The 26,235-nt window shown below is 62.2% G+C and carries 20 protein-coding genes and 3 pseudogenes; 8 read left to right on the top strand and 15 right to left on the bottom strand.

Annotated features, from left to right (window positions below):
- The first annotated feature begins 443 nt into the window (after positions 1–443).
- Genes ACVIN2_RS11655 through ACVIN2_RS11640 form a run of 4 tightly spaced genes read left to right on the top strand, consistent with a single transcriptional unit; the run spans position 444 to position 5,195 of the window.
- Positions 444–1,646 (top strand): acyltransferase family protein, encoded by a 1,203-nt coding sequence (locus tag ACVIN2_RS11655; protein ID WP_456769695.1) that lies wholly within the window; start codon positions 444–446, stop codon positions 1,644–1,646.
- A 7-nt stretch (positions 1,647–1,653) separates the two neighbouring features.
- Positions 1,654–2,991 carry a hypothetical protein gene (locus tag ACVIN2_RS11650; protein WP_007606786.1) on the top strand — a complete coding sequence of 446 codons (1,338 nt, stop codon included), beginning with the start codon at positions 1,654–1,656 and terminating at the stop codon, positions 2,989–2,991.
- 6 nt (positions 2,992–2,997) lie between these two features.
- Positions 2,998–4,107 carry an acyltransferase family protein gene (locus ACVIN2_RS11645; protein WP_007606788.1) on the top strand — a complete coding sequence of 370 codons (1,110 nt, stop codon included), beginning with the start codon at positions 2,998–3,000 and terminating at the stop codon, positions 4,105–4,107.
- On the top strand, positions 4,104–5,195 hold the full coding sequence (locus ACVIN2_RS11640; protein WP_456765708.1) for an acyltransferase family protein: 1,092 nt from the start codon (positions 4,104–4,106) through the stop codon (positions 5,193–5,195). The genes ACVIN2_RS11645 and ACVIN2_RS11640 overlap by 4 nt, the downstream gene beginning before the upstream one ends.
- Before the next feature lie 21 nt (positions 5,196–5,216).
- Here the strand turns inward: ACVIN2_RS11640 and ACVIN2_RS11635 are convergent, their stop codons facing one another.
- Positions 5,217–6,362, bottom strand: coding sequence for a glycosyltransferase family 4 protein (locus tag ACVIN2_RS11635; protein ID WP_007606790.1), 1,146 nt, complete (start codon positions 6,360–6,362; stop codon positions 5,217–5,219).
- A gap of 219 nt (positions 6,363–6,581) precedes the next feature.
- Between ACVIN2_RS11635 and ACVIN2_RS11630 the strand changes: the two genes are divergently transcribed.
- Both ACVIN2_RS11630 and ACVIN2_RS11625 read left to right on the top strand, forming a co-directional pair.
- Entirely contained in the window at positions 6,582–8,039 is a 1,458-nt protein-coding gene (locus tag ACVIN2_RS11630) for a lipopolysaccharide biosynthesis protein (protein WP_007606791.1), read from the top strand.
- A 19-nt stretch (positions 8,040–8,058) separates the two neighbouring features.
- Positions 8,059–9,420, top strand: a complete 1,362-nt coding sequence (locus ACVIN2_RS11625) for a polysaccharide pyruvyl transferase family protein (protein ID WP_007606792.1) — start codon at positions 8,059–8,061, stop codon at positions 9,418–9,420.
- 25 nt (positions 9,421–9,445) lie between these two features.
- Here the strand turns inward: ACVIN2_RS11625 and ACVIN2_RS11620 are convergent, their stop codons facing one another.
- From ACVIN2_RS11620 to ACVIN2_RS11590, 7 genes are all read right to left on the bottom strand, one after another.
- The gene (locus ACVIN2_RS11620) at positions 9,446–10,570 is read right to left on the bottom strand and encodes an acyltransferase family protein (RefSeq protein ID WP_007606793.1); all 1,125 of its coding nucleotides are present in this window, start codon (positions 10,568–10,570) and stop codon (positions 9,446–9,448) included.
- A gap of 255 nt (positions 10,571–10,825) precedes the next feature.
- On the bottom strand, positions 10,826–14,734 hold the full coding sequence (locus tag ACVIN2_RS11615; RefSeq protein WP_456765707.1) for an RHS repeat protein: 3,909 nt from the start codon (positions 14,732–14,734) through the stop codon (positions 10,826–10,828).
- Positions 14,735–15,210: 476 nt separating this feature from the next.
- Positions 15,211–16,602, bottom strand: a complete 1,392-nt coding sequence (locus tag ACVIN2_RS11610; protein WP_007606797.1) for a hypothetical protein — start codon at positions 16,600–16,602, stop codon at positions 15,211–15,213.
- Entirely contained in the window at positions 16,599–17,873 is a 1,275-nt protein-coding gene (locus ACVIN2_RS11605; RefSeq protein WP_007606799.1) for a glycosyltransferase family 4 protein, read from the bottom strand. The genes ACVIN2_RS11610 and ACVIN2_RS11605 overlap by 4 nt, the downstream gene beginning before the upstream one ends.
- A gap of 70 nt (positions 17,874–17,943) precedes the next feature.
- Positions 17,944–19,239 (bottom strand): hypothetical protein, encoded by a 1,296-nt coding sequence (locus ACVIN2_RS11600; RefSeq protein ID WP_456765706.1) that lies wholly within the window; start codon positions 19,237–19,239, stop codon positions 17,944–17,946.
- Positions 19,239–20,378, bottom strand: coding sequence for a glycosyltransferase (locus tag ACVIN2_RS11595; RefSeq protein WP_456765705.1), 1,140 nt, complete (start codon positions 20,376–20,378; stop codon positions 19,239–19,241). Before ACVIN2_RS11595 ends, ACVIN2_RS11600 begins: the two co-directional genes overlap by 1 nt.
- A 264-nt stretch (positions 20,379–20,642) precedes the next feature.
- Positions 20,643–21,746 carry a glycosyltransferase family 4 protein gene (locus ACVIN2_RS11590; protein WP_456765704.1) on the bottom strand — a complete coding sequence of 368 codons (1,104 nt, stop codon included), beginning with the start codon at positions 21,744–21,746 and terminating at the stop codon, positions 20,643–20,645.
- A 170-nt stretch (positions 21,747–21,916) separates the two neighbouring features.
- Here ACVIN2_RS11590 and ACVIN2_RS11585 point away from each other — a divergent pair, with 170 nt between their 5' ends.
- On the top strand, positions 21,917–22,810 hold the full coding sequence (locus tag ACVIN2_RS11585; protein ID WP_456765703.1) for an aldose 1-epimerase family protein: 894 nt from the start codon (positions 21,917–21,919) through the stop codon (positions 22,808–22,810).
- 10 nt (positions 22,811–22,820) lie between these two features.
- Here ACVIN2_RS11585 and ACVIN2_RS11580 read toward each other — a convergent pair whose 3' ends face one another.
- From ACVIN2_RS11580 to ACVIN2_RS11565, 4 genes are read right to left on the bottom strand one after another with little or no spacing between them, the layout of a single operon-like run.
- A complete protein-coding gene (locus ACVIN2_RS11580; protein WP_007606806.1) occupies positions 22,821–23,045 on the bottom strand; it encodes an MBL fold metallo-hydrolase in 225 nt (74 codons plus the stop codon).
- 33 nt (positions 23,046–23,078) lie between these two features.
- Positions 23,079–23,300, bottom strand: a complete 222-nt coding sequence (locus ACVIN2_RS11575) for a hypothetical protein (RefSeq protein WP_007606807.1) — start codon at positions 23,298–23,300, stop codon at positions 23,079–23,081.
- A complete protein-coding gene (locus ACVIN2_RS11570; RefSeq protein WP_456765702.1) occupies positions 23,297–23,941 on the bottom strand; it encodes a hypothetical protein in 645 nt (214 codons plus the stop codon). Before ACVIN2_RS11570 ends, ACVIN2_RS11575 begins: the two co-directional genes overlap by 4 nt.
- A gap of 12 nt (positions 23,942–23,953) precedes the next feature.
- On the bottom strand, positions 23,954–24,217 hold the full coding sequence (locus ACVIN2_RS11565) for a hypothetical protein (RefSeq protein WP_456769885.1): 264 nt from the start codon (positions 24,215–24,217) through the stop codon (positions 23,954–23,956).
- Between ACVIN2_RS11565 and ACVIN2_RS11560 the strand changes: the two are divergent.
- A pseudogene (locus tag ACVIN2_RS11560) lies at positions 24,204–24,688 on the top strand (winged helix-turn-helix domain-containing protein); the annotation flags it as partial. The gene ACVIN2_RS11565 and the pseudogene ACVIN2_RS11560 sit on opposite strands and share 14 nt — an antisense overlap.
- Positions 24,689–24,692: 4 nt before the next feature.
- On the opposite strand, the pseudogene ACVIN2_RS11555 reads toward ACVIN2_RS11560, so the two are convergent.
- From ACVIN2_RS11555 to ACVIN2_RS11545, 3 genes and pseudogenes are all read right to left on the bottom strand, one after another.
- Positions 24,693–25,056, bottom strand: a pseudogene (locus ACVIN2_RS11555) (transglycosylase SLT domain-containing protein); the annotation flags it as partial.
- Between the two features lie 16 nt (positions 25,057–25,072).
- Positions 25,073–25,825: pseudogene (locus tag ACVIN2_RS11550) on the bottom strand (IS5 family transposase); the annotation flags it as partial.
- Positions 25,826–25,891: 66 nt separating this feature from the next.
- Positions 25,892–26,098 carry a hypothetical protein gene (locus ACVIN2_RS11545; RefSeq protein WP_007606809.1) on the bottom strand — a complete coding sequence of 69 codons (207 nt, stop codon included), beginning with the start codon at positions 26,096–26,098 and terminating at the stop codon, positions 25,892–25,894.
- Positions 26,099–26,235: the final 137 nt, after the last annotated feature.

Raw genomic sequence — 26,235 nt, 5'->3', positions numbered from 1 at the left:
AGGAATGTTGCAGACTGAAAACATTTGAGGCGTTGCATGTCGAAGTGCCTCGGGCATGCGTCGCAAAACCGACACAAGTCGTTACGCGAGTCATTGTTCCCGGCTGCGAAAAATTATCAGGCGATATGCGGGGCAGCGTGCATGCGAAAGGATCAAAACTCTTTGTGGTCGCGTTGATCGCAGCAGCGTCGAATTTCGCGCACACTTTGCACGTAAATACTCGCAATCATCACGTCCGAAGTGACTTGCGCGCCGGCGCAGGTCGATCTCACGTAAAAAGTGGCGTGAACTTGGCGATCGCATGCCCGAATGATCTGCGAGCCTTGAAATTATCGTCGACCCTCATGCGTCGAATGCGAGCCCGCGATCGCAGAGATTGAACACGCGCAAGACCTGATACACACTGCTGCGGTGCAATAGCTGGGAATGTTGATGTGACGGAGATGGTTCATCGTGAGAAGGCGCATGTCCTGCCGCTCGACAGCATTCGGGGGATCGCCGCGACGTCGGTGGTGATTCACCATCTCCTGCTGATGCCGACCTTCCTCGCGGCGTTCCCGCACAATGCGTGGATCAACTGCTCGTTCTTCAGAAGCTCGTGGCTACTGGTCGATCTGTTCTTCGTTCTCAGCGGGATCGTCATGTCGCTCAGCTACGTCGAGGGCGATTTCGGGCGCTTCTCGCTGCGCGAGTTCATGGTGCGGCGCCTGGCGCGGGTCTATCCGCTGCACATCGTCATGCTGATCGCAAATCTTCTGTTTCGACTTCTGCGGATCGGTTTGGTCATGGCCGGCGTCGTGGTGGCCGCGCCGGCGGCGTTCGAAGTGAACAATGCCTATTCCTTCGGTCTCAACGTCCTGCTGCTGCACTCGATGGGGTTCATCGACTATCTCAGCTGGAATGCGCCAAGCTGGAGCATCAGCGTCGAATTCTATACTTATCTGGTGTTTGGCCTGATCGTGCTGCTTGCCCAGCGCATGCGGTCCCTGCTCTGGTTCTACGTTCTCTGCGGGGCGCTTGCGATCTGCAGTCTGGTCGTCATCATCTTCGTACTGGACAAGAGGAGCCTCGGGCTTCAGACCGATTTCGGCATCCTGCGCTGCTTCGTGAGCTTCTTCCTGGGTGTGCTGACGGTGAGGTTCGTCGACCGCCTGCCGGCCAAGCCGGGTCCTGCCGTGCAGGGCGCGCTGCAATTCGCCGCCATGATCGCCAGCATCGTGCTGGTGTCCCTGTCGGAGACCAATCCTGCGGCAACGTTCCTTGCGCCGGTGACGTTCGCGATCTTCCTCGGCAGCTTGCTGGCCTTTCCGGACGCGCTGCTGGTGCCGCGGATGCTGGTGGTCAAGCCGCTGGTCTGGCTCGGAAAACGGTCCTACTCGATCTACATGGTGCACGCGCTCGTGGTGCTGCTTGCCGAATATTTCGTGCGGGCCGTCGGGGCAGGGCGTATAGCCGCGCTGGATTCGGTCTGGGCGGGCCTGCCGGCGACGTTGAACCTCGTGGTCTCGCTGGCCGCCGTGCTGGCGGTCTCGCACTTCACTTATCTCTACGTCGAAATCCCCGGCGGCAAGCTCATGCGAAATGCGCTCGGAAGCCGTCGGGATTTCGCGCGATCTCCCGCGCAATCGGCGCGGCTGACGAACTGAGCCCGATATGACGATCCTCGCGCTGCATCGGCCGAAAATCACGTTGATCAGCCTCAACATCGAGGCAGTCGCGCTCGGGGCCTATCTGGTCCGCGACGCCTTCGGCGGCGTGATTCGCTATTACACCAGCATCTATCACATGAACGCGCTCTGGTATGTGCCCGACGCCATTGCGCTTCTGTGCCTCATCCAGTTCTTCGTCCATTGCATCTTGCGCAATCGCAGTACCCTGGCGCTCCTGGTCTTGGTGCAGATCATGCTGTCGCTCGTGCTCGGCTATTTCATGCTGGGTACGGTCAACGCAGCAATCTCATCGTTTAAGATGATGCTGCCGGTGTTCGTCGGATTCTGCTTTTGCGATTCGAGCCTCGGCTCGTACAAGAAACTGCTGTCGGTCATCGCCTTGACGTTCTATCTTTCCGTCATCGGAGTGTTGCTGACCAAATTCTATCTCATGCCCTGGGTCGGGTATAAATACGAGTCCTTCGGCGCGGTTCGGGAGGCGGGCCGGCTGTGGTGGGCCTATGGCGGGGACGACCAGCGCCTGATGGGTTTTGCGGCCGACAACACCATGGCCGCCTTCTTCATCCTGGTGTCGTTCGCGATCACGTCTATTCGCATGAGCACCACCTGGTGCCTCCTATTCGGTTCCATTGCGATCTATACCATCAAGCTGACCACGAGCAAGACGACCATGATCGTCCTCGTACTCTATCTGCTTCTGCTCGTGTTCGTGCGGATGCTACCGGAGAGGTCGCGCTTTCCCGCGATCCGGACCATCGCGCTGTGGTCGTATGCCTCGATCTTCGTGCCGTTCTTCATGATCGTGGTTGCTTCCGGGACCGCCGCGGTGCCGCATTCGACCCTTTTCAGCATCCTCGATCGCATCAATAACAGCTGGCAAAAGCCGTTCATCTACATGACGCAGCTCATGCCGATCGGCCTGGTGACCGGCTGCGGTGCAGGCTGCTTCAACTATCCGCAGCAGCTGTTCTCGCCGCTCGCGGCGTTTTGGGTGCCCGTCGACAATTTCTATATCGGGACCTACCTGATGTTCGGTCTGCCGTTCGTCGCGTTCATGGTGATGGTGTTCAGGGCGACCTTCGGCGCGACCGACGTGTACAAGCTGACGCTGATCTTCGTCGTCAATTTGTTCACGATCACGGTGTTGAACTACGGCCCGGCATCCGGCCTCCTGATCATCGCATTGAGCTTCAGCGAGGTGTTTTCGCGCCGCGCTGCCTCCACGCGGGCCGGCGATGCCATACCAATCGTAGTGCGGCCGCCGATGCCGTCATTGGAAGGCTTCCGTCCGGATATGCCGGCGGCAAGCGGAAGCAGGTGAGAACGAATGATGCATAGGCGACTCGCATTCATCGACACGCTGCGCGGCATTGCCGTGTTGTCGGTCCTGGTCCAGCATGTGTTCGAGGTGATCGTCCAGAAGCACCCGACGGGTGCCTATTACTGGCCCATCCACGATGTGTTCGGCTACTACATGAACTTTGGCCGGTTTGGCGTGGTGTTGTTCTTCTTCGTCAGCGGCTTCGTCATTCCGTTCAGCTTCCCGGACAGCGCCACGCCTGTGCGGGATTTTGCCATCAGCCGCTTCTTCCGGCTCTACCCGGCTTACTGGACCTCGCTCATAGTCGGGCTCGTGACGATGCAGCTGCTGGATTCGAAAATCTATCCGTTCGGGCAGATCGCCGCGAACGTGACGATGTTGCAGACCTTCGTGAACGTCCCGAACCTCTGGGTGTTCTATTGGACGCTGGCGATCGAGCTGCTGTTCTATGTCGGATGCACCATTCTGTTTGCGATGGGGCTGCTGAACCGGCGCTTTACGGCGGTGACGATCGTCATTGCGGCCGCGCTGGTCGGAACCACAGCTGCGCTCCTGGTTGAGAACAGGGCCGTTTCCTCGGTGATGGAGGTCGGGCTGAACCTGTCGGCGATGTTCCTGGGCAAGATCATCCGCGACACCGTCATCGGCGGAAAGCTGCGATGGTCCCACGTGGCGGTCTGCACGCTCCTGTATGCGATCTTCGCCATCGCCCTCGCCGATCGGCGGTTCGGAGGCGTCTACCACGAGAATTTCTTCTACAGTTATTCGATCGCAGCGGCCTATGTTTGCGCGGCGCTCGTCTTCATCGGCTTTGCCGTGTTCGGTGAGAGAATGGCGTGGCGCCCGATGGCGTTCGTCGGCGTGATCAGTTATTCGGTCTACCTGATGTCGCCGTTCGTGATCGTCTTCATCCATCGCCTCGTCTGGTTCGGCGACGGGCCGCTCGGATGGGCGATCTTCTTGACCCTGATCCTGGCGTTGTCGATCCTGGTCAGCTGGATGACGTTTACATACGTCGAGAAGCCCAGTATCGCGTTCGGACAAAGGTTTCGCTCGGCACGCAGAAAGAAGGTCGTTCTCGAGCCTGCGCTCAGTACCCAGGGTGCTGCAGAATGAGTAACGCGCCGCACCAGCCGGGCGCCGCCTACGACGGATCGTTCGTTCCGTCGGTCCAGGGGCTGCGCGGCATTGCGGCGCTGAGCGTGCTGATGGATCATTTCTACGACATGCCGAAGGGAGGCATGTACGACATCCCGGATCCCGGCTTCCTCCCGCCACTCTGGCTCTGGCTGCAATCGGTGATCAATGTCGGCGGGCATGGCGTCGAGCTGTTCTTCATGATCAGCGGCTTCCTGATCCCGGCGAGTCTGGTGCGGCACGGCTCGCTGTCGCGCTTCTTCTTCGATCGCGTCCTGCGCATCATGCCGGTGTTCGTCGTCATGCATCTTGCGCTGTTCGCGATAGGTCCGATCGTCGGCTACAAGTTCTTCCGTGGAATCGACCTGACGAGCTATCTCGGGATCTTCGCGGCCAATCTGTTTTTCGTGCAGGACGCGCTTGGTATGCCCATCGCCCAGCAGAATGCCTGGACACTGACCTATGAGTGGGCGTTCTACATCTGGTTTGCAGTGACGTTCTCGATGCTGCGCGTCGGAGGCAAGATGCTGGCAGCCCCCCTGATCCTGCTGGGCATCGCTTGCCTGCTGCATTGGCCGATCACAGCGTTCTTCTGCGTCGGTATGCTCTACAGCGCCACCGGCTTTCGGATTCGTATTCCGGGACGTCTCGGCTTGGCCGTGGGCCTGGCTTGCGGAGCGGCCATGTATGCAAGCCTGGTGCTGTTTCACCCCTTCGTGGCGTTGCTTCCCGGCTTCCTGCTGTTCGGCATGGTGCTTGCCCCGGAGTCGGGCCTCGGCAAGGCTCTGAGCGTCCCGGCCCTGCAATATGTCGGCAAGATTAGCTACAGCCTCTATCTCGTGCACCCGTTCGTGCTCTTCCCGTTGCAGGTGATCGGCCTGAAGCTGGTCGCAGCCGGCGTCGATCGCTGGCTGCTGTGGGCCGCCTTCATCGTGCTCGGGCTCGTGATGTCGCTGGTCGCAAGCGCGGTCAGTTATGAGCTGATCGAGGTCAGGCTGAGGCGCCTGCTGGACGGCGTGATCCGCGGCATGGTCTTTCGGCCGTTGAAGGTCGGGCAATCGGTTTGAGCCGCCGCGTGCCCGTCGCGGTCAGCTCACGGTACGGCCGGCGAGCTTGTGATAGGACCCCAGCAGCTGTTCGGCGATGTGGTCCCAGTTCAAAATACCCGCCGCGGTTTGCCGTGCGCCGTCGGTCAATGTCGCGGCCAGCGGCTTCGAGGTCAGCACGCGTTCGAGTGCATCGGCCAATGCAGTGGCGTCGCCCGGTGGAACCAGCAGCCCGTTGACTCCGTCGGTGACGACGTCGGGAATGCCGCCGGTGGCGCTGGCAACGACGGGACGAGCATTGCCGTAAGCGGAGGCAAGCACGCCGCTCTGCGTTGCATCCTTGTAGGGCAGGGCGACCACGGTCGCCGACTGAAACAGCTGTCCGGTGTCCGCGGGCGAAATGTAGGCGTTGATGGTCTTGACCGTCGGCATCGCTTCCATCCGCGCCCCGAGCCGGGTCATTTCCGGGCCGCGGCCGGCGACGATCGCCTCATGCGCCACGCCGCGCTTGGCCAGTATGTCGATGGCGTCGATGAAGACGTCGAGGCCCTTGTAGGCCCACATCCGTCCAAAGAACAGGATGCGTGCGGCTTCGGGCGCCGCGACCGTACCTCGGGCCGGTGGAACCATGAGCACGCCGTGCATGCTGGAGACCGTTGCGCCCTTGAAGTCGGGCGAGGCGCGACGAAAATCGGCAATGCAACTCTCGCCATGTGTCGTGACGATCGAGGCTGCGGCGCGCATGCGTCCGCGCCAGCCGTCCTCGCGTGGCGAGGTGCCGGAGCCGCCCTCCGAATGCGGGATAGCATCGTGAACCGTCAGCACCAGGGGAATGCCGAGTGGGCGAAGGAACTGGATCAGCCGGGACGTGTAGATCTCCGGAACTTCGTGACAATGAACGACGTCCGGACGAAACGAAATTATGTCGAAGAAAGAGGCCGGGATCCCGAGCACGCCGCCGCGGCGCAGGCTCAAATCGCGAATCCGTGTTTCGAAGGGAGCCGCAACCGCGATATCGGCCAGTTCCCATTGCTGGTTGGCATCCTTGCGGTTGAGCACGAGCCTGACGTCGCAATGGTGAGCCAATCCCGCAGCGAGCCGGTAGGAATATTCTGCAAAATGCGGTGCGTAGATCGCCACACGCAGGCGTCTGGAATTGGGGATAGAACGCGGGGCGGGCGAATTCATCAAGGCATCCATTTTGCATCACATCGCAGAGAGCGATTGGAGTGTAGTCCACGATTTGAACTCACTTCCACTCTAAATCGGAATCGTGATGGCGCTCATCTGATTGCCATCACTCCGTCGTAATGTCGCGAGCAATCAGTCGCCGTTGTGAGCGGCGACAAGCGGTGGCGCGTCATCATCGTTTCGCGTCGTCTGGATCGAAATTGGGTCGAATTGTTGATGAACGTCACTCGAGGCAGGCAACATCAGGTCGTCGTGGCGCTGTTTTGGTCGCTCGCGCAGAATTGGGGCGGCCGCGCATTGTCGTTCGTGCTGTTCCTGGTGTTGGCTCGACTGCTCGATCCCGCGGATTTCGGCCTCGCGGCGCTGGTCGCCTTCGTCCTGCTGCTTTTGAGCTCCATCGCTGAATTCGGCTTCGGCGATGCGTTGATCCAGCGGCGGACGCTCGAGCCCGCCGATGTGACGCTGCCGTTCTTCTGCTCGTTTGCAGCCTCGGTGCTGCTGGCCGTTCTGATTGCACTCCTCGCGACACATATCGAGCGTTGGTTCGACGTGAAGGGGCTCGCGCCGCTGCTGACGGCCGCCAGTCTCTCGCTTCCGATCGGTACCGCGACCCTGTTCCAGGAGGCGCTCTACAAGCGCCAGATGGACTTTCGCGTGCTCGCGGTCAGGACCATGGTGGCGACAGCCGTCTCCGGCGTCGTTGGGATCGCCTGTGCCTATGCCGGGTTTGGCGCCCTCAGCCTCGTGATCCAGGTGGTCGTTCAGAGCGCGATCAGCGGCTTGTGGCTCTGGAGCCAGCCGCGATGGTTGCCGATGCGCGGCTACGATCTGAAGAGCCTCCGCGAGCTCTCCGGCTACAGCATCCACGTCATGCTGAACCGGCTGCTGGACTTCGCCATCGTGCGGACCATCGACATGATCATCCTGTCGCTCTATGGCGTCGCGGCGCTCGGCATCTACACGGTCGGGGCGAGAGTCTACCTGATCCTGATGCAACTTCTCACCCAGGCGGTCATGGACGTCGCGCTGAGCGCCTTGTCCAGGATCGCGCACGAGCGGGATCGCATCGCAGGCGCTTATCTGCGCAGCGTCAGTCTCGGCGCGCTGATCGGATCTCCCGTCTTCGTGCTGCTCGCGGCGATCGCGCCGGAGTTCTCCCTGCTGCTGTTTGGCGCGAAATGGGGCGGCAGCGAAGCCGTGATGCGGCCGCTGATGCTGATCGGCGCGGTCCAGACGGTGCAGTTCGTCAACAGCGCCTATTTCGGCGCGCTGGGGAAGCCGAACTATGTCTTTGGGCTCAACATCCTGAAATTCTGCACGGTCGTGCCGGCCATGTTCCTGCTTCCGTCGCGCGACATTGGTCAACTGGCCACGATCTTCGCGTTCTCGCAGCTCGTGGTGACCCCCGTCACGTTTGCGCTGGCGCTTCGGCTGCTTGGCTTGAACTGGAGCCAGTTTCTACGTCCCATCGCGGGCTGCCTTTGCGCCATCGTTCTGGCCTACGGCGCGGTCGTGCTGTGCCGGGAGGCGACGCTGGGCATGAACCCCTATTTGCGGATCGGGCTGCTGTCGTCCTGTTTTGGCGCGGCCTATCTGACGGGCCTTCTGCTGTTCTGGCGGAAGCAGCTCCTTTCCCTGATTGATTTCGTCGTGAAGCGCGGTGCGACCGCTTGATGAAGACGAGGAGACTGTCGTGAAGCAATTGATCCCGGTGCCCGTACGCAGGCAACTCCGAGGCTGGCTCAACAGCGCCAAGAATACGCCGTTGGCGCTCGATTTGCTCGAGCTGCGCAGATGGCAGAACGCCCGGAGGGACGTCGGCGTCAACGCCGCGCCGCGCAACGACCCGCGCCGGCTCGTCGTGCTCCCTTCCGATCCCTGGAGCGTTCGTCAGTCGCGCGGCGATGAGGCCATGATCGAAGCGGCCACGGGGGAGTTGAGGCGGACCTATCCGGATCTCGAGGTCTACATCGTCACCGCAACCGCAGCGGCCAGCGCGGACGTGCGCGCGATGGGTTTCAAGCCGCTCGAACTCTGGCGGCAGCCCTTTTCGTACGAGACGGTCGCCCAGGAGCTGTCGCTCACGAGGCCGGATTTCGGGCTGGTTCTCGGCGCCGATGTGCTCGACGGCTACTATTCTCCGGTCGATGCCGCGCGCATGCTGCTCGTCGCGGACCTGATGGCGGCATTCGGCGCCAAGGTCAGCGTGCTCGGATTCAGTTTCAATTCCCGCCCGGCCAAGGCGCTGCGCGAGGTGTTCCGGCTGCTAGATCCGGGCGTGGTCCTGAACCTGCGCGATGCGATATCCCTTCAGCGTTTCGACGATTTCGCCCGGAAACGCGCCCATCTGGTCGCCGACGCGGCGTTCATGCTGACGCCGCGGGCGGAGACGGCCGCAGTGAAGCAGATCGCGGCGACGATCGCGCGACAACGCGAGCAAGGTCGCAAGGTCTTCGTCTTCAACATCCATCCGATGTTGTTCAGGAAGCCGGAGCCGGCCAAGCTGCGGCACATGATAGAGCTCGCGGCGGTCGCCATTGAGCGGCTTGCTCGGGAGCACAATGCAAGCTGGCTGTTGCTCGCACATGATTACCGCCCCGAGATCGCCGACGACAATTGCCTGCGGCCGCTGGCCGACCGCCTCAAGCCCACGCTCGGCGATCACGTGCACCATGTCGATCAGGCGCTGTCGGCGGGCGAGATCAAGGCCGTGGTTGGTCGGGTCGACGGCGTGATCACCGGGCGCATGCATCTGGCGATTGCGGCGCTTGGGCAGGGCACGCCTGTCGCAGCGATCACCTATCAGGACAAGTTCCAGGGCCTGTTCGCACACTTTGGCGTCAGCGAATCGCTGTTGCTGTCGCCGACCCAGTTCCTGGTCGACGACAGCTTTGAGAAGTTCGTGCTGCACTTCCTGGGCGCACACGAAGCCGCCGGCGGGAAGGTGCGGCAGATGCTCCCCGAAGTCATGGAACTGTCCCGCGCCAACATCGCACCGCTGCTGGGCGAGAGCGCGATGCGGGCTGTGCCGGAGGCCGACGGGAAGGTCGCTTGAACGGCCTCATGTCATCGGCAGGCGGTCAGTTGACCGCCCGTTCGGTGGTGTTGTCAAAGCGGACGGAGGTGTCGGTTGCGGCCGCCTTGCGCGGGGATGCGGCCCCGATGTCGGCCCAGCGGTTGATGAAGCGCCGCGCCGGATTTTCGAAATAGGCGTAGGTGCGGTCAGCGATGACGGTCAGGACCACACAGCACGCCAGGGCGAACAGGGCGAACTGATCAGGCCGCAGTCCGAGCCAGGTCCACAACGGCTTGAACACGGCAATGAGAACCGCATCATGCAGCATGTAGATCGCATATGAGGTGTTGCCGAGCCGTCCAAGCAGGCGGGCACCCGGAAACTGCCTGAAGGCGCTTTCGCCGACCGCAGTGAGCAGGATCGCGCAGGAGAACAGGACAATGGCCAGATCCGGCTTGGCGAAGACGTTGAGGACGAGCACGGAGAGGCCGAACGTGCCGATGCCGGCGAAGATCATCCGCTTGTGCCGATAGGGATGCGACATCCGAAATAGGATGGCGAGCAGGATGCCATTCAGGAAGCTCGGCAGCGCGCGGAGCATCCCGTAGTCGAAATTGGCTCCATACATCTGCGACCGTTCCTGCCAGATCGGCAGATGGCCGTGGGCAAGAACCAGATAGAGCGCTGCGACGATCGCGCCAAGCACGATCGGCTGGACCTTGCGCGCAAGCAGCATCAGCAGCGGAAACACCAGATAGCAGAAGAATTCCGCGCTGATCGACCAGGACGGCGAGTTGAAGCTGAGATGGTCGGTGACGCCCCAGGCCTGGAGCAGCACAAGGTTGTACAGGAAGTCCAGCGGGGTCGAGCGGGCCGTGCGCTCCAGGCCGACGCCGATGAGCACCACGAAGATGAGCAAGCTCAGCAGGTGCAGCGGATAGATCCGTGCAATGCGACGGATCATGAAACGGGAATAGGCCGCCACGCCACGCGCGTCGGACGGGTAGGAATAGGAGATCACGAAGCCGGACAGGATGAAGAACATGTCCACGAACAGGCCGTAGGACCCGTTCCAGGCCGGCGAAATGCCAGTGTCGATCAGCTTCAGGTGGAAGATGAAGACCCCGAGCGCGGCGACGAAGCGGTAGAAGTCGAGAACGACAAAACGTCTTGCTTCACTGGCTTCCATCGGGCCTCGGAGTCCTTGCGCGGTTCATCTCTCTTCTAGAGTCGAATTGTGACGCAAGTTCGCTGGATGCAGCGGCGGAGGCAGCGTGATCGCGAATCGGTCAGCCTCGAGTTCCTCGAGACCGTCTTGCCAGGGAAGCGAACGTCTTCATCGTCCCAACACTGCCTCTTGATGAGGCAGACGCCAAGTGAGCGGGCCGGGACCTTGATGGGTCCCGGCCCGCTCGACGTTGATGCAGCAATCAGTCCGCCCGGCTCAGACGAACACGAAGTCGTGGCTCGTCAGGCTGGAGACATAGACGTTCTTCAGCAGGATCGAATCACTGTCCGAAAACGTGATCAGCGCATTCGTGCCGGACTGCGTGATCTGCAGGTGACCGTAGTCCGCGGCCAGCAGCTTCGAGATCTGGACCACGTCGTGCGTCGTGCCGTCGCCGGCCTGGAAGTTGAGGATCTGGTCCTGGCCATGATCGTAGGCGATGGTGGTCGAGTTCGGCGCGGCCGAGAACACGTCGTTGCCGGCCCCGCCCTGGATCGTCACGCCGCCGGCGACAGCCGTGACATTGTGGGTGCCGTCGGCCTTGCTCTGATCGAAGAATTGCAGCGCGCTGGCGGAGTTGTAGTTCTCGTGCTGCGTCGTCCCGGTCTGTCCGTTGAAGTTGAAAAGGAAGACGTCCTTGGAGCCGTCGGTGTGGTTGGCGATCTCCTGGGTCTTGGTGCCGGCGCTGTTGTAGATGTCCGTCAGCTTGCTGCCGTCGTCGTGGATGACCTGGGTATAGTCCAGAGTCCCGTCGGCGTGGGTCCGGGTGAGCTCGACCATCTTGCCGGAGGCATCGAGGTGCTGATGCTGGGTCGTGTACGACTGCCCGGTGATATTGTAGTTCCAGTTGTCGGACGTGCCGTCGGCGTTCTTGATGTAGGCAGCGCTTTTCACGCCGCCGCTATAGACGGTCGTGGAGCTGTAACCATCGCTCTTGGTCGTCACCTCGCTGGTGATGACGCCGTGGGCGTCGTACCAGTCGGAGGTCTTGGCTCCGTCGGCGCTTTGCTTCAGCGTGAAGGCCAGGCCGTTGTCCGCGTGGGTGCGAACGATATCGGTGAGGAAGCCGGTCGAATCGTAGCTGTCGTGCTCGTTCGTGTAGGTCTGGCCGGCGACGTTGAACTGAAAGACGTCCTTCGAACCATCGGCGTGGTAGTCGGTTTCCGTCTTCTTGACGCCTGATGCATCGTAGTTGGTGACCACGCTGCTGCCGTCGCTATTGACGATTTGGGTATAGTCGAGCGAGTTGTCCGCATGCCAACGGGTCACCTCGGTGGTCTGGCCGGACGGATCGAGGTGCTGGTACTGCGTGGTGTAGCTCTGACCGATGATGTTGTAGCTGTAATTGTCGTGACTCATGTCGGCGTTGGTGATGTACGCCGCGGTCTTCACGCCGTTGGTGTACACCGTGGTCGCGCTGTAGCCGCTCGGCTTCTGGAGCACCTCGCTGGTGAGGACGCCGCTGGCGTCGTACCAGTCCGTGGTCTTGGTCCCATCGGCGCTCTGCAACAGCTTGAACGCCATGCTGCCGTCGGCGTGCTTGCGTATCAGCGTGGTGAGGAAGCCGGTCGCATCGTAGATGTCGTGCTCGGTCGTGTAGGTCTGGCCGGCGATGTTGAAGAGGAAGACGTCCTTGCTGCCGTCGGCATGGAAGTCGGTTTCCTTGGTCCGCGATCCCGCGGCATCATAATTGGTGACGACGCTGCCGCCGTCGCTGTTGATGACCTGGGTATAGTCGAGCGTGCCGTCGGCATGCTTGCGGGTCACGGCGGTGACCTTGCCCGTGGGATCGACGTGCTGGATCAGCGTGGTGTAGCTCTGGCCTGTGATGCCGTAGGCGGTATTGTCCTGGCTGCCGTCGGCATTCTTCACATAGGCGTTGGTCTTGACGCCGTTGCTGTAGAGCGTGGTCGAGGAGAAGCCGTCGGCCTTCTGGACCACCTCGCTGGTGAGACTGCCGGCGGCATTGTACCAATCGGTCGTCTTGGTGCCGGCGGTCGTCTGCGTGAGCTTGAAGGCAAGGCTGCCGTCGCTGTGCAATCGCGTCAGGCCGGTGAGGAAGCCGGTGGCGTTGTAGACGTCGTGCTCGGTCGCGTAGGTCTGGCCGGTGATGTTGTAGGTCCAGACATCCTTGCTGTGGTCGGCGTGATAGGCGGTCTCGACCAGCTTGACGCCCGTGGCGCTATAGGTGGTGATCACGCTGCTGCCGTCGGGGTTGTAGACTTGCGTCGAGTCCAGCGAGCCGTCGGCGTGGCTGCGGGTCACCGAGGTGATCTTTCCGGATGCATCGAGGTGTTGAACCTGGGTCGTGAAGCTCTTGCCCGTGATGCCGTAGGTGTAATTGTCCTGCGAGCCGTCGGCATTCTTGACATAGGCGGCGGTTTTCACGCCGCTCGTATAGAGCGTGGTGGAGTAATAGCCGTCGGACTTCTGGACCACTTCGCTCAGCAGGGTTCCGGCGGTGTTGTAGGTGTCGGTGGTCCTGGTTGCGTCGGTGCCGACGTGAACGAATTTCGTCTTCACGCCGCCGGTGTAGCTGATCAGGTCCTTGGAACCGTCGGTGTAGGCGACGGTGGTCGAGGTCGGCTGTCCGCTCGAATTCAGGCCGGTGTCCGACTTCGACAGCAGCGTCCCGCCGGAATTGTAGGTGTTCGTGCTCCGCCAGGTCGCGGCCGTATTCGTTACCGAGAACGAGTATCCCCCCTCGATCTTGGAGAGAGCGCCGCCGTAATGGGCGATCATGTAGTCCATGGTCGCCTTCGAGGCGACCGGTAGGACATGCGAGTCGGTCAGCGTGATCGTCTTCAGCGCCGTCGACGTGCTGAGGTCGGACAATTGCGGCACGATCTCGGCAGCGGTGCCGCTGACGCTGGTCCGCGTGTCCGGCGGAGTCGTGGTGGTCGGAGGGGCATCGATCTCGATGATCAGCGGGTGATCGCTGACCGGAATAGTGATCGTGCTGACGTCGGTATAGCTGGCGATCGCAGTGGTTCCCGTCAGCGTGTCGTACACCTTGACCGAATGATGCACGCCGCCGAGGTTCACGGTGACCGTCTGAGCCGGATTGGAGACCTCGGTATCGGTGGGATCGTTCCAGAGCTTCGGCTCCGCCCACACCACGAGCTCGTAAGCGCCGTTGCTCTTGCCGAGCACCATGCTGTTGCCGGTGGCCGGCATGTTGCTCAGGGTGTAGTTCAGTGGATCAGTCGGCTGCAGGTTTCCCTTGCCGTCGTCGGCCAGAATGGTCGTCAAATTGTGAATGGCCGTGGCGGCGAGCTTCGGCGTCCCGTCGGAATTGAACAACCCGAAATTGGCCTCGGGGTTGGTATTGCTGGCGGAGGAGTCGCGGTCGAGCAGCTCGTAGAGATAAGTCGCGCTCACGCCCGCCTTGTAGGCATCGACCAGGGTGTTCAGGATCGATTTGGCCTGCACCGTCTCGTTGACGCCGAGATATTGGGTGTTGGCCTGCGTGGTGTAGCCGGTCTCGGTGATGACGACCGGTTTTCCCGGTGCCGCGGCCATCACGGCGCTCAGCGTGGCCGAAATCGAGCTGCCGGTCGTCAGGCTGGTGCTGACATAGGCGTGGGCGTTGGCGTAGTCGACCGAGCCCGACATGTTGCCGAGCTGGCTGTAGCCCTGCGGATCGTTATAGGCCAGTGACAGATTGTACACGGGGATGCTGCCGAGCGCGGCATTGGCGTTGACCGCCTGATAGAGCGCGCTCTGGAACTGAGCCGCGGCGGTAAGACTCGAGCTGCCATTGTAGCTGAAGGGCTGGTGATTGGCCTCGTTGAGCCCTTCGATGGCGCTGATGCTGCCCGGGTGGCTCGTCGCGAACTTCTGGAGCGAGGCGATGTAGTTCTGCAGCCCGGTTGTGCCGGTCTGGGGCAGGGCGGACGACACCAGGAAGTCGAACTTGTAGCCGGCAGCAGCCAGACCCTCGACGACGGGTTGCGCCGCCGGGCTGGTTCCCATGGCGTCGCGGAGATGGGTGACACCGAGATACTTGAGGTCATCGACCATCAGCGCGAGATTGTTGTAGCCGGTCCAGCCGAAGCCGGCATGCGTGTTCACGCCGATGGAGTTGATGAAGCCGCTGGCGGACAGGATGGTTTGATCGGACATTGCACACTCGATTTCAGCGCGAGCGAAAATGCTCGCAGGGATCGCGTTCAAGCTTCTCTGTCGAGTGTGAATTTCAGATAAAAATCGAAGCTACAAATCGCGAGCGAAACGAGTTCCTTGTGCAGGAACAGAATCGATCTCTGCGCAGCAGAATATGAATGAGATGCCGGGACAGGATGACGTGAGGAGGGCGCTTTCGTGATTTTCACCAATTGCGGTGCTGAATATATGCGCAACTCTCGCGAGTGAATTCGTACGACGGTGCGACGCGGCCCGCTTGTCCACCGTTCGGAGTGTCTTTCGTTTCGTGCCTTCGGCAACCCATGCGTTTTCTTGCATGCGAAGTTCGCACATGCCGCTTCGATTAGATGTTGTAATTTACTCGTTTTGGTTGTGGATGCCCAGCAATGGTGCAGGTGCGTGTTGCTGAAGTTTATCCGCAACCCGACCTGCGTCGCAGACTTGGATGCGACGAACTAGCCGCGGCGGGTCAGCAATAGAAAATCCCCGCGCCATCCGATGACCGCCGTCGCGATCGCGGCGATCACGATCTTGCCGGTGAGCCATGTCGCGGGCCCGGTCGGCATCGCAGCGAGCGATCCGATCAGGATGGCGGCCGCAAGGGCCTGCATGACCAACGACAAGCGCGGGAATGCCTCGAACCGCAGGGTCGGACCAAGCGCGATCAGGATCGTGGCGAGGGTAGCGAGCGCAGCGCAGCCGACGGCCTGCTGCGGCGACAGTCCGGCCCATACCGCCGCCAGCGCGACGGCCGCGACGATCGCGAGCTGACCGGCCGCGACGACCACAAGCCGGGTCGCGAGCTTCTCCAGGTGTGGAACCACTGCGACGGTCGCTTGGAGATGCGTGTGCAGGAAATAGAAGGCGGCCACCGCGGGGGCCGTCGCCAGGAACCCGTCAAGGCTCTCCCGCGGCACCAGGATACGGGCCGCATCCGGAATGAAGCCGACCAGGCCGCCGAGCAGCACGAGGGTCGTGCAGATCATGAATTCGAACATCCGCCGGGCCGATTGAACCGACTTCATGACGGTCCCGTGTTCGAAGTCCTTGACGACATCGGGATAGCTCACGGTGTGGATCGCGGCGTTGAGGACCCAGAACGGACGTTGCAGCAGGTCGAGCGCCATCGAAAATCCGGCACCTGCCCCGGTCGCGCCCAGGCGGCCGATGATGATGACACGGAGCAGCACAGGTACCGACAAATGGATGACGGAGGCGCCTGCCGCGAGCATGCCGTAGCCGGCGAAAGTCTTCCAGTCAGCCAGCATCGCCTGCAAAGAGGCGCGCTCCAGCGGCGTGCGGTATGCGACGAGCCCGGCGACGAGGCCCAGCAAGTGGCCCGACGCAATCCCGAGCAGCGCTGCTTCAGCCGTCCCCGAAATCACGCCTCCCGCCGCTGCCCCCGCCAGAAGTGCGGTGGCACGCAGCGCAAGGAGAGAGGATGCGACGCCGAGCCGGTCGGACAGACGGACCGACAGGAAGTAGAGATCTGCCAGGCCCTGAAGCACGGATATGCCCAGGCCCAACGCGATGATTCCTGCCGGGAGCGCACTCGCCAGGGACGCGCAGCTTCCGACCACAACGAGCGCGGCCGCGCTCGAAAGGCCTGCTGCAAACAGCGACCATCTCAGCCGCGCCGCCTCGTTGTCCCCGGCTGCGGCGAGAAAACGAAGTCCGGCCAGCTGCAGCCACTCGAACATCAGGACGCAGAGCAATTGGCTCGAGGCCAGCGCGAGCGAAAAGTTGGTGTAGTCGGCGGCGGGCAGCAGATGGCTGATCGCGAAGATCAGGATGACCGCCGCGGCGCTTTGATAGACATAGCCCGCCATCGCGAGGAGGCGTGTCATCTCGGAATGAGGCGCTCCTTGCCGACGGACCGCCCTTGTGGCGCGTCGGACGTTACAGCACGCACGCGCGACATTCGCTGCTCGCGCAATTGCTCATACAAGCTCTTGTATGAAGATAGCACGTCGGAGAAGATCCACTTGTTGGTATCGGCGATGAGCCGCCGGCTGATCTCGTCGATCTTGTGCGGATCTGCTGCGACCGCGAGCATGCTTTTGGCGAGGGCTTGCGGATCGGCTTCGGTCAGCCAGCCGGTCACTCCGTGCTCGATTACCTCGGGCATGCCGCCGAAGCGCGTTCCCAGCAGCGGCCTGCCGGCCGCCTTGGCATCTGCGACGACCAGCGGACCGGGATCGTGCCAGATGGAGGGCGCGACCACCACGTCGACCTGCTTGTAGAAATCGTCGGGCGCCACGAAGCCCATGAACTCTATTCGTGCATCCGGCGCGAGCGTCCTGAGGCGCCGTTGCTCCTCGTCACTGACCCGGCCGGCGATCAACATGCGGATGCGATCCCGGGGCAGCAGGGCCAGGGCCCGCATCAGGTTCTCGATGCCCTTTTCTTCCGTGAGGCGGCCGATGAATCCGAACGTCACCTCCGTGGTGCAGATCGGACGCGGATAGGGCTCGCGCGGCGGCTCGGTCGAGGCGTTGCGGATCACGGTGCGGATCGGCGTCTCCGAGAACATGCCCATGTCGGTATGAATCGACAGGACGCGCTCGCTGACGCCGACCACGGCACTGAGCCAGTGCGTGGCCCGCTTGCGATGAAAGCTCAGGATTCCGCAGCTCGTGCAGGTGTGCTCGCAGGACCGTCCGTTCTCGAAGCGCGAGCAGCGCGGACAGGTCAGGTAATAGTCGTGAAGCGTGTGGAGCACGGGAACCCCGAGCTGGGCGGCAACGCGCCAGACCGCGGTGGTGAGACCCGACAGATTGTTGGAGTGCAGCACGTCCGGCTTGAAGGCCCGGATGCGTTCCGCGATCAGGGGGGCCTGCATCTGCCAGTCGTCGACCGCGTGCCAGATGCTGCGCAATGCGACGTTTTTCTGCTCCGTGAAGGGCAGGTACACGTTCCGCACCGGCGCGGAATGGACGTTGATGCCGTCGCAGGTTTCCGGAGCTTGCCCGGGCGTAGATGCGGCCCGGATCACTTCCACCTCGTCACCGCGCTGCACCAGCCCTTCGGCGAAGCGTCGGGCGAAGATCTCGGCGCCGCCGACGATCTTTGGGGCCTGAGGCGTCGGATAAAGCGTGGACGTCAAAAGAACTTTCATCGCGTCAACCTCATGTCTGCAAAATCGCGTCTACCGCGCCGGCCTTATCTCCAGGGCGGGAACGGCACTGTCATTGGCTGCAATCAGGACCGGTGTGCTCGAGACGGGGATCCAGACCCCGGATGCAGGCTTTGCCGCCTGATCGCACGGCATCGCAAAGCTTGCGCCCTGTTGATCGCCCTTGAGCCGGATTTCGTAACGCCGGTCCGGGGCCTCGGACCAGACTGCAATTCTGCTGCCAGAATTCGTCGATGCATTGATCGACACGACGCCATTGGCGAGTTCGCGTCGCTCGGCACTCAGGGTGGGGCGAATGAAAACCCAGGCCCCCTGGACCGCGCAGGCGACGGGCTTGGGCGAAATTGTCGAAACGATAGAGTCCGAAATTATCCTCCAGCTCCGACGGGTTCTTTCCACTGTCCTTGAGCTCGTAGAGCCACATGCCCTTGAACCAGCGCGTCGCAGTGGACGCCCACAGGATCAGCTGCGCGGTATTGTCGGCCTGGGCCTGCTCGCTGACGCCGCATTTGTTGCTGGCCGTGGTCCAGCCCGTCTCCGTGACATAGATCGGGAAGTCGGGGTTTCCGCTGGCCTGGGCGACGAGACGGTGAAACGCCGTGAGCCGGTCGATGATCTCGGCCGAGGTGCGTTTGCTCGGGCCCATGCAGAAATTGTAGAGATGGATCGAAGCGCCGTCGGCATATTGAAGGATGCCGGTCCGCACCATCTTCTCCGTCCATGTCCAGCCCGGATCGTCGCCGAGCGCTCCGACCAGGAAAGGTGCATTCGGTGCAACCCGCTTCACCGCCGGTCGCGCGACTTGCGCGAGCGCCAGGTAGTTCTCCGGCGAGAACGCCGGATCCTTCTTCGCCGCCAGATTCCATTCGTTCCAGAGCTCGAAGACCGGGTGCTGCGCCACGACCGATTGCGCCGCCGCCGCGGCATAGTCTGCGAACCGCTGCCGCGCCTCATCGGTGGTCGGCGGCGAGGAATTCGGAACCAGATGATGACCGAAGGCCAGGATCAGGAGGGGGCGCGCGACGCCGGACCTGACCTGCGCTTCGAGCCTGCCGAGCCTGGGCGTGAAGCCCATCCGGCGTCCCCCGACCTCGAAATCGGACCAGGGAAAATCATCGCGGAAGGCATTGAGGCCGAGTTGCTTGATCTGCGCGACGTTCTCCGAAGGCACGTATCCGCGCGCGCTCACCGGGCCACCCAGCCCCTGATGGGTGCCGACCCCCAGCAGGAATCGGGCATCGAGCGGTTGAGCCTGCTGTGCGCAGACAGAGACCGGTAGAAAAATGGATGCGATGAGGCCCGCGAGGCGCAGGCCGCCGCGAACCAAGGTGCGTGGGAGCGGAGCCATCAGAAATTCTTGGAGAGGTCCGATTGCAGCCCCGCCTTCGCGTCGACCGGTGCCCGATCGTCCTGCAGGAGCTCGGCATAGACCTGCTGCAATTGCCCATGCGTCTTCTGGACGTCGTAAAACTGCTTGAACCGGTCGTAGCCGCGCTGTCCCAGCACCTTGAGATCGAGATCGAGTGCTCGGCGGAAGCCGTCGACGAGCGGCTGGACCGCAACGGGCTCGCAAAGCACGCCGGTCACGCCATCGACGACGATCTCGGGCAATGCTCCGCTGCGGAACGCCAAGATGGGTTTGGCCGCGCGCATCGCCTCGAGCGCAACGAGGCCGAAGGCTTCCCATCGTGACGGGATCACGACGAGGTCGGCGGCCTCGAGCTGAGTCTCGATGGTCGGCCGGTCGAGCCAGCCCAGCAGGGACACGTTGGGCGGGACGCTCGGGCCTTCGTATTTGTTGACGACGGAGGCGCCGATCATGCGGATATCAAGCACATCCTCGAGCGAGCGTGCCGCTTCGATCAGGAGGTCGAAGCCCTTCTGGCGGTCCAGGCGTCCGATGAACAGGACCTTGACCTTCTTGGACGTCCAGTCGGCCGCGACAGGCTGCGGTGTGCGGCTCTTCGAGATGCCATTGTGGACGAGGGTGAGGCGCTCGGCGGGAATCCCGGCGCGGACGGCTTCGTTGAACTCGTCGCCGGAGATGCAGATGATTCGGTCCGACGTGCGCGCAAGGAGGTTCTCCGCCGCCTTCGTCACGAGATGACTGAGGCGGCCGGTCTCGCGTGAAAACGCCCAGCCGTGCGGGCAATAGACGACGCGCGGACCGTCCGAGCGGGCCGCCAGCGCCGGGCGCAGCACGAGGCCGGCAAACGAGGAATGCAGGTGGACGACGTCCGGACGGAAGGCATCCAGCGCTTGCATGCTTGCGCGCAACATCTGGAACAGTCCGGCAACGCCGCGGCCGGAGCGTTCGAACGTCGTAATCTGGTTGTCATCGATCGCTGGAAGATCGCGACGATGATCCGACGGCACGACGTAATGCACGTTCCCGGTGCCGAAGCTCGCCTGTTGCTGTGGGTGCAACTCGTTCAGGTAGCTCGCAATCCCGCCGCGGATCGTCTCGGCGATGTGCAACACTTTCATCGTTTGCCTTCCGTAGGACCGCGTTGGAGAGCCGGACATCGTGAGTCCCTGCTCCGAGTTCGCTAGTGCGAAACACAGTTCCTCGAATCCGTAGCGATATTGGGGCAGCGATGTGGTGATGTTGCGCCAAGCTCTTTGCGCGCACGATTGTCACTCGAAGAACAGAAAGGTTTGGCGGAACCATGCGCATGTGCGCGCGTTGCAGCCAGTTGCAAATTGTTTGTGCGAAAACCGATGCGCGCAATGAGCGAACTGCATCGAACTTCAAGCAGCGCTGGCAATGTTTGCCGGTGGTGCAAGATGATCGAGCAACGACTTCGCCGACTTCTGCCACGAAAAGAACGCAACGCGTTCCTGCTGCCGCTGGCGTTCCTGATCGGAGATGGCGCCGATTGCCAATCTTTCGAGCATGAGTTGCTGCAATGCTTCGGCATCATTGGCGTCAAAATACGCAGCGGCGTCGGCGCACGTCTCGACGACCGCTTCGGCTGTCGAGGCAATGACCGGGCAGCCGAAGATCATGGCTTCGAGCGGCGGCACGCCGAAGCCTTCATAGAGCGAGGGAAATACGAATGCCGATGCATGCGCGTAGAGCGCTGCGATCTCGCTGTCCGTCAGACGCCCGGCCAGCAACAGGCCGGAAACCCCTTCGCTCGAATTGTCTTGGAAGACCTTGCTGTTGTCGCCGCCGACGATGACCAGGGGAACGTCAGTTCTGTTGAGCAGCTCGATCGCCCGGATCGCGACGGAAAGATTCTTGTTCTTGGTCCTGGAGCCGACATAGAGGAAAAATTGCTGCGGCTGAATCCCGAGACGGGCAATGATGCCGGGATCCGGCTTCGTCCTGGCGAGGTGTTCTGCGCTATTGGGGAAGATCGGGATCGCTGTTGCCGACAGATTCAGCACCTCGGTAAGCTCTTTGCGCGAAAAGCCCGAAACGGTTGCGATACTTGCGTGCCGGGCGAGCAGCCGGCCCATGGTTCGGTGAACCGCCAGATAGCGCCAGTTGAAGAAGTCGGGCCTGCGAAAGACCTGTGCGTCGTGGATCACGACAATGTGGTCGTGATGGAACACCGGGCCGGAATTGGCGAGACTGATCAAGCGGCCTCCCGCAGCGGCGCGCGCCAGGTCGATTTGATCCCAGGCGTGCCCGCGCAAGCGGCCGACGGCGCGAATATTGATTCGCTCCAGCTGAAGCTGCTCGCTTGCATCCACGGGCGTCAGCAACTGCCAGTCTGCGTTCCGCAGCGAGGCGGGCGTTTGCTCCGACGCCAAAAGCACGTCGATCGCCTTGACGATCTCGGCAGCATAACGCTGAACGCCGGTGAGCTTTTGCGACAGAAAGCGGCCGTTGATGAAGAATTTCAATTGGCTACCACGATGGTTGATCGGAGTCCGGGCCGACCCGGCGGGGGACGAAACGCAAAGGAGCAACCATTAGGTACGGAAATATGACGCAGCCCTGCACGGTGGAGGAGCTCTACCTGCATGGCTGGCGCTGCCTTGCTGCGTGTGAGGTCGCGGTGTAGATGTCGGCCATGAGTGACGATACCCACTCCCTTCGCAGCGGCTCCCTCACCGCGACGGTCAAAGCGCACGGCGCCGAGCTCTGCTCGCTCAGGGACGATGCCGGCACCGAATTCGTCTGGCAGGCCGGGCCGGAATGGCCGCGCCATGCGCCGCTGCTGTTTCCGATCGTGGGGCGCCTTGCCGGGGACGAATTGCGGCACCGGGGCGAGACATACCGGATGACCCAGCACGGCTTTGCGCGCGACAGCCGCTTTGCATGGGCGGAGCGCGGCGAGAGCCGCTGCAAGCTGGTGCTCGAAGACAGCGAGGCGACCCGCGCGCTCTATCCGTTCGCGTTCCGTCTGACAGCGATCTTCGCGCTTGACGCCGCCGGCCTCGATCTGACGCTCACGATCGCCAACACCGGCAAGGAGACATTGCCGGCTTCGACCGGCGGCCATCCGGCGTTCAACTGGCCGCTCAAACCCGAAAGCGCGAAAGAGGATTACGCGCTGACCTTTGCGAAGGCGGAAGCCTCTCCTGTCCGCCGTCTCGATGGCGCGCTGCTGCGCGCCGCCGCGGAGCCTTGTCCCGTCAAGGGCATGCAGCTCCCCTTGTCCGAATCCCTGTTCGCCGATGACGCCATCATCTTCGACCGGATCGAGAGCGATGCGGTCCGCTATGCTGCGTCCACCGGCCCCTGGCTGAAAATGTCATGGCGCGGCTTTCGCGAGCTCGGGGTCTGGTCGAAGCCGTCGGGCGCGCCGTTCCTCTGCATCGAGCCCTGGCGCGGCTACGCCAGTCCTGCCGGTTTCGACGGCGAGTTCACGGACAAGCCGGGCCTGATGCATGTCGCGCCGGGTGCGGAAGAGCGACTGTCGTTCCGGATCGAGGTCGGATCGTCCCCAGTCGGAGGCGACTGATCGTTGGCGCTTAGACCTCGATGCGCGTGAGATCCTCGCCGAGCACAACCGGCCCCGCATAATCCTGCCTGACATCCGCAAGTACCATGACGCCGCGGCCTGCGTCGAACAGGATGTTCTCGTCGCGGAGCCTGATCAGCGTGGTCGTTGCCATGCGGCGCGGGTCCGGGCGCGGGCCGCCGGTGCCGAGCAGTATGACCTCGATGGTGCCGACTCCAGCGTCAGGAGTCTCCACAGTAGAGATTAAAACGGCAATGAAGCAAGCCGGTCAGCGCATGCCGGCCGCGGTGGCAGTAATGGCCGGCTGAAGGGTCGACCGGTCCGATCCCGCGGATGTCAGGCGGTGCGCCAGGTCCTGTGCGCGCCGTTCGACCAGATGCCATGTCGCGCGTGCGACGAGATAGCTCAGCGCGGCAGTGACGACATAGGCGATGAACAGCGAGACCAGTCCCTCGGCGACCGGCCAGAGCTGACGCAGGCCGTAGATCACCGCGAAGTGACAGGTACATCGAATAGGAATTGCGGCCGAGCGCTTCGAGCGGCTGGAAGCGGATCGCAAGCTTGATGCAGCCGGCAACCAGCGCGCCGAGCACGAGGTTGATCATCAGATAGTTGAATTCGTGCGAGCCGGTGACGCGATTGGCGACAAAGGACAGCGCGATGAAGACCGGATAGATCGCAGCGTCCGACTTGGCAAATCCGTCGCGCAGCGAGAAGAACAGCGCGCATCCGACCAGGAAGACCGGCAACTGATTCAGGAAGCTGATGTGCAGCGTGGTCCAGACAAATGCCGGGGCCGTAATAGGCGGAGAACAGCGCGAAGGCCCACGGCTTGAACAGGCAGACATTGACCAGATGCAGCACGATCGCCAGCGCGACATAGAGATGGCGGCGCGATCCGAACGCGGTGATCAGAAGCGGAAAGACGAGATAGAAGGTCATCTCGGCCGCGATCGACCAGTCGCCGGGCACCACGCTGTTGACGCTGTCCGGCCAGAAGCCGTGCAGGAACGTCGCGGTCAGGATCACTTGAACAGGGCCGATGCCGTTGGGCGCGTTGTCGCTCGGCCCGGCGCCGTTGATGACCAGGTAAACCGGGATCGCGAGCCAGAACAGTGGCGCGATGCGCAAGGCACGGCGGATCTAGAACTTGCGCGTCGGACCGGTTTCGACGCGCTTCGTCCACATCAGGCACATCGTCATGGCGCTGACGAAGTAGAACACGTTGACGCCGGTCCATCCGCACATGAAGGCATAGTCGACGGCGTGGATATGCGACGGAAAAAATTGCGAGACGTGGATCGCCATCACGCCGGCGATGGCGAGGCCGCGCAGGACATCGAGCGTGTGCGAACGGCCGAATGGCGTTGTGCCTTGCTCGCTTCGACCGGGCAACGCGGGCATCATCTTCGTGACGCGCCGCGACACCGACGTCGATCGCATCCTCGGTCTCGAGATCGCCGGCGACCATTACGTCACCAAGCCGATCAATCTGCGCGACCTGCTCGCGCGCGCCCGCAGTGTGCTGCGGCGGCGTTCGCTCGACCGCAAGGCGGCCCGCAACCACAATTCGATCGCCTTCGGCGACTGGATCATCGACCTGACCCGGCGCGAATTGCTCGGCGGCGACGGCAAGCCGGTGGCGCTGACGCGCGCCGAATTCGATCTGCTCGCGGCGCTGGTCGGCGCCGATGGTCGGCCGCTCAGCCGCGACTATCTGATCGAGGTCGTCAGCAACCGCCAGGCCACGAGGTCGACATCCGCACCGTCGATGCGCTGGTAGCGCGGCTGCGGCGCAAGCTCGTCGGCAGCGGCACGCCCGTGATTACGACGGTCACCGGCGTCGGCTACAAGCTCGCGCTCAGCGAACGGCTGTAAAGAATCAACGCGACGCCATGCGCTTCCATCGTGCTTCGATGCGCGCCTTGATCTGGCTGACCCTGGCCTCGTGCGCGGCCCAAAAGGCGCGGCTGGCGGCCGCGGTGCCCTGACGATTGTGGGCATAGACCGTTTTCGGCTGCGCCGACAGCTTCGGGCGGCTCGCCGGTTTGGCCGGAGCTACAGCCGCAACCGCGAGGCGCCGGATCCGGAACAGCCGCCACTTCAGTCCCCACCGAGGTCGAGTTCATCGCGACAAGACGGTTACGGGCGCGGTTGCAATAGACCTGCGACCGCGGGGTCATCGTGTCCTCGCCATGACCCGCCCGGTATTTCATGACGGCGCGGCAGATGTCCCCGCCGCCTATAGGCCGTGGACTCAAACCTAGCCCATAGGCGTGTTGCAGCCAAAAGGACGGCTGCGAGGAAGTTTTGGGCGGTCTTTTCATAGCGGGTGGCGACGCGGCGGAAGTGTTTTAGCTTGTTGAAGAAGCGTTCGACGAGATTGCGTTGTCGATAGATGGCGAGGTCGACCGAACGCTGAACCTTGCGGTCTCTGCTGGTGGGGATGTGGGCCCGGCCGCCACGACGTTCAACCAGATCGACAATAACGCAGGCGTCATAGCCGCGGTCGGCGACGAGGTCGCGATCCGGCTTGAGCCCTTCGATCAGCATCGGCGCGATAGTTTTGTCGGCTGATTGGCCCTGCAACAGCACGATCCGTACCGGTAGTCCCTGGTGGTCAACAACGGCATTGATCTTGGTGCTTAGTCCTCTACGAGAACGGCCAATGGCGTGATCCGGACCCCCTTTTTACCACATGCGGCGAGCTGGTGGGCGCGGATGATGAAACTATCGATCAGTTGCAGCGACTGGGGTGATTTCGCTGCCAAGCCTCGAATATCCGAAGCCAAACTCCAGCCTTCGCCCAGCGATTGAACCGATTATAGACCGTGGTGTAGGGGCCGTAGCGCTCTGGCAAGTCGCGCCACGGCGTGCCGGTACGCAATACAAAGAAGATGCCGTTGAGTACTTTGCGATCGTCCGGCCGCGGCAGGCCGTTCTTTTGCCTTCCGCTCCCGGCAACAGCGGACAGATGATTGACCACTCGGCGTCTGTCAAATCGAAGCGTGCCATCAAAGCCTCCATTTGGGGCCTTGAATCACTCCGCGTCTTCAACCTCAAGGGGTTTGGGCACAGAACCTAGGAGTTTCGGAAACGGCGATAACGCTGCTGGCGTTCTTCTTGCTTCTGCAGGCTCTCATTCCCGAGAATTAGCGGGACTAGTTCGTCCTTGACGACACGCTCCATCAGCAGTCGAACGAGCCTTGTGCGTGACACCCCACGATGTTTGGCGGCCTGTTGGAGATACTCAATTTCCAAAGGTATCACGATGTTCTTAATTGTCATCCGATCGTTTCCGCTCCCTATCCTTTCACTACCTGAGTCGTCTCAAAGTTTGTTGAGAATTAGTTCCGCGCGCGGCTTAGCCCGTCAAAGGTGAGGCGATTTGTGGCCTCTTGGACTTAAAGAATTAAACCGTATTA

Source organism: Bradyrhizobium sp. USDA 3650, from assembly GCF_054057395.1.
Note: the sequence above shows the minus strand (reverse complement) of the source record. Positions and strands in the feature narration are given on the sequence as shown.

Coding starts and splice junctions, on each gene's coding strand:
- ACVIN2_RS11645 (WP_007606788.1), top strand. CDS start 2,998: ATGATGCATAGGCGACTCGCATTCATCGACACGCTGCGCGGCATTGCC.
- ACVIN2_RS11630 (WP_007606791.1), top strand. CDS start 6,582: ATGAACGTCACTCGAGGCAGGCAACATCAGGTCGTCGTGGCGCTGTTT.
- ACVIN2_RS11605 (WP_007606799.1), bottom strand. CDS start 17,873: ATGAAAGTTCTTTTGACGTCCACGCTTTATCCGACGCCTCAGGCCCCA.
- ACVIN2_RS11585 (WP_456765703.1), top strand. CDS start 21,917: ATGAGTGACGATACCCACTCCCTTCGCAGCGGCTCCCTCACCGCGACG.
- ACVIN2_RS11595 (WP_456765705.1), bottom strand. CDS start 20,378: ATGAAAGTGTTGCACATCGCCGAGACGATCCGCGGCGGGATTGCGAGC.
- ACVIN2_RS11650 (WP_007606786.1), top strand. CDS start 1,654: ATGACGATCCTCGCGCTGCATCGGCCGAAAATCACGTTGATCAGCCTC.
- ACVIN2_RS11620 (WP_007606793.1), bottom strand. CDS start 10,570: ATGGAAGCCAGTGAAGCAAGACGTTTTGTCGTTCTCGACTTCTACCGC.
- ACVIN2_RS11600 (WP_456765706.1), bottom strand. CDS start 19,239: ATGGCTCCGCTCCCACGCACCTTGGTTCGCGGCGGCCTGCGCCTCGCG.
- ACVIN2_RS11655 (WP_456769695.1), top strand. CDS start 444: ATGGTTCATCGTGAGAAGGCGCATGTCCTGCCGCTCGACAGCATTCGG.
- ACVIN2_RS11610 (WP_007606797.1), bottom strand. CDS start 16,602: ATGACACGCCTCCTCGCGATGGCGGGCTATGTCTATCAAAGCGCCGCG.
- ACVIN2_RS11635 (WP_007606790.1), bottom strand. CDS start 6,362: ATGAATTCGCCCGCCCCGCGTTCTATCCCCAATTCCAGACGCCTGCGT.
- ACVIN2_RS11565 (WP_456769885.1), bottom strand. CDS start 24,217: ATGATGCCCGCGTTGCCCGGTCGAAGCGAGCAAGGCACAACGCCATTC.
- ACVIN2_RS11615 (WP_456765707.1), bottom strand. CDS start 14,734: ATGTCCGATCAAACCATCCTGTCCGCCAGCGGCTTCATCAACTCCATC.
- ACVIN2_RS11640 (WP_456765708.1), top strand. CDS start 4,104: ATGAGTAACGCGCCGCACCAGCCGGGCGCCGCCTACGACGGATCGTTC.
- ACVIN2_RS11545 (WP_007606809.1), bottom strand. CDS start 26,098: ATGACAATTAAGAACATCGTGATACCTTTGGAAATTGAGTATCTCCAA.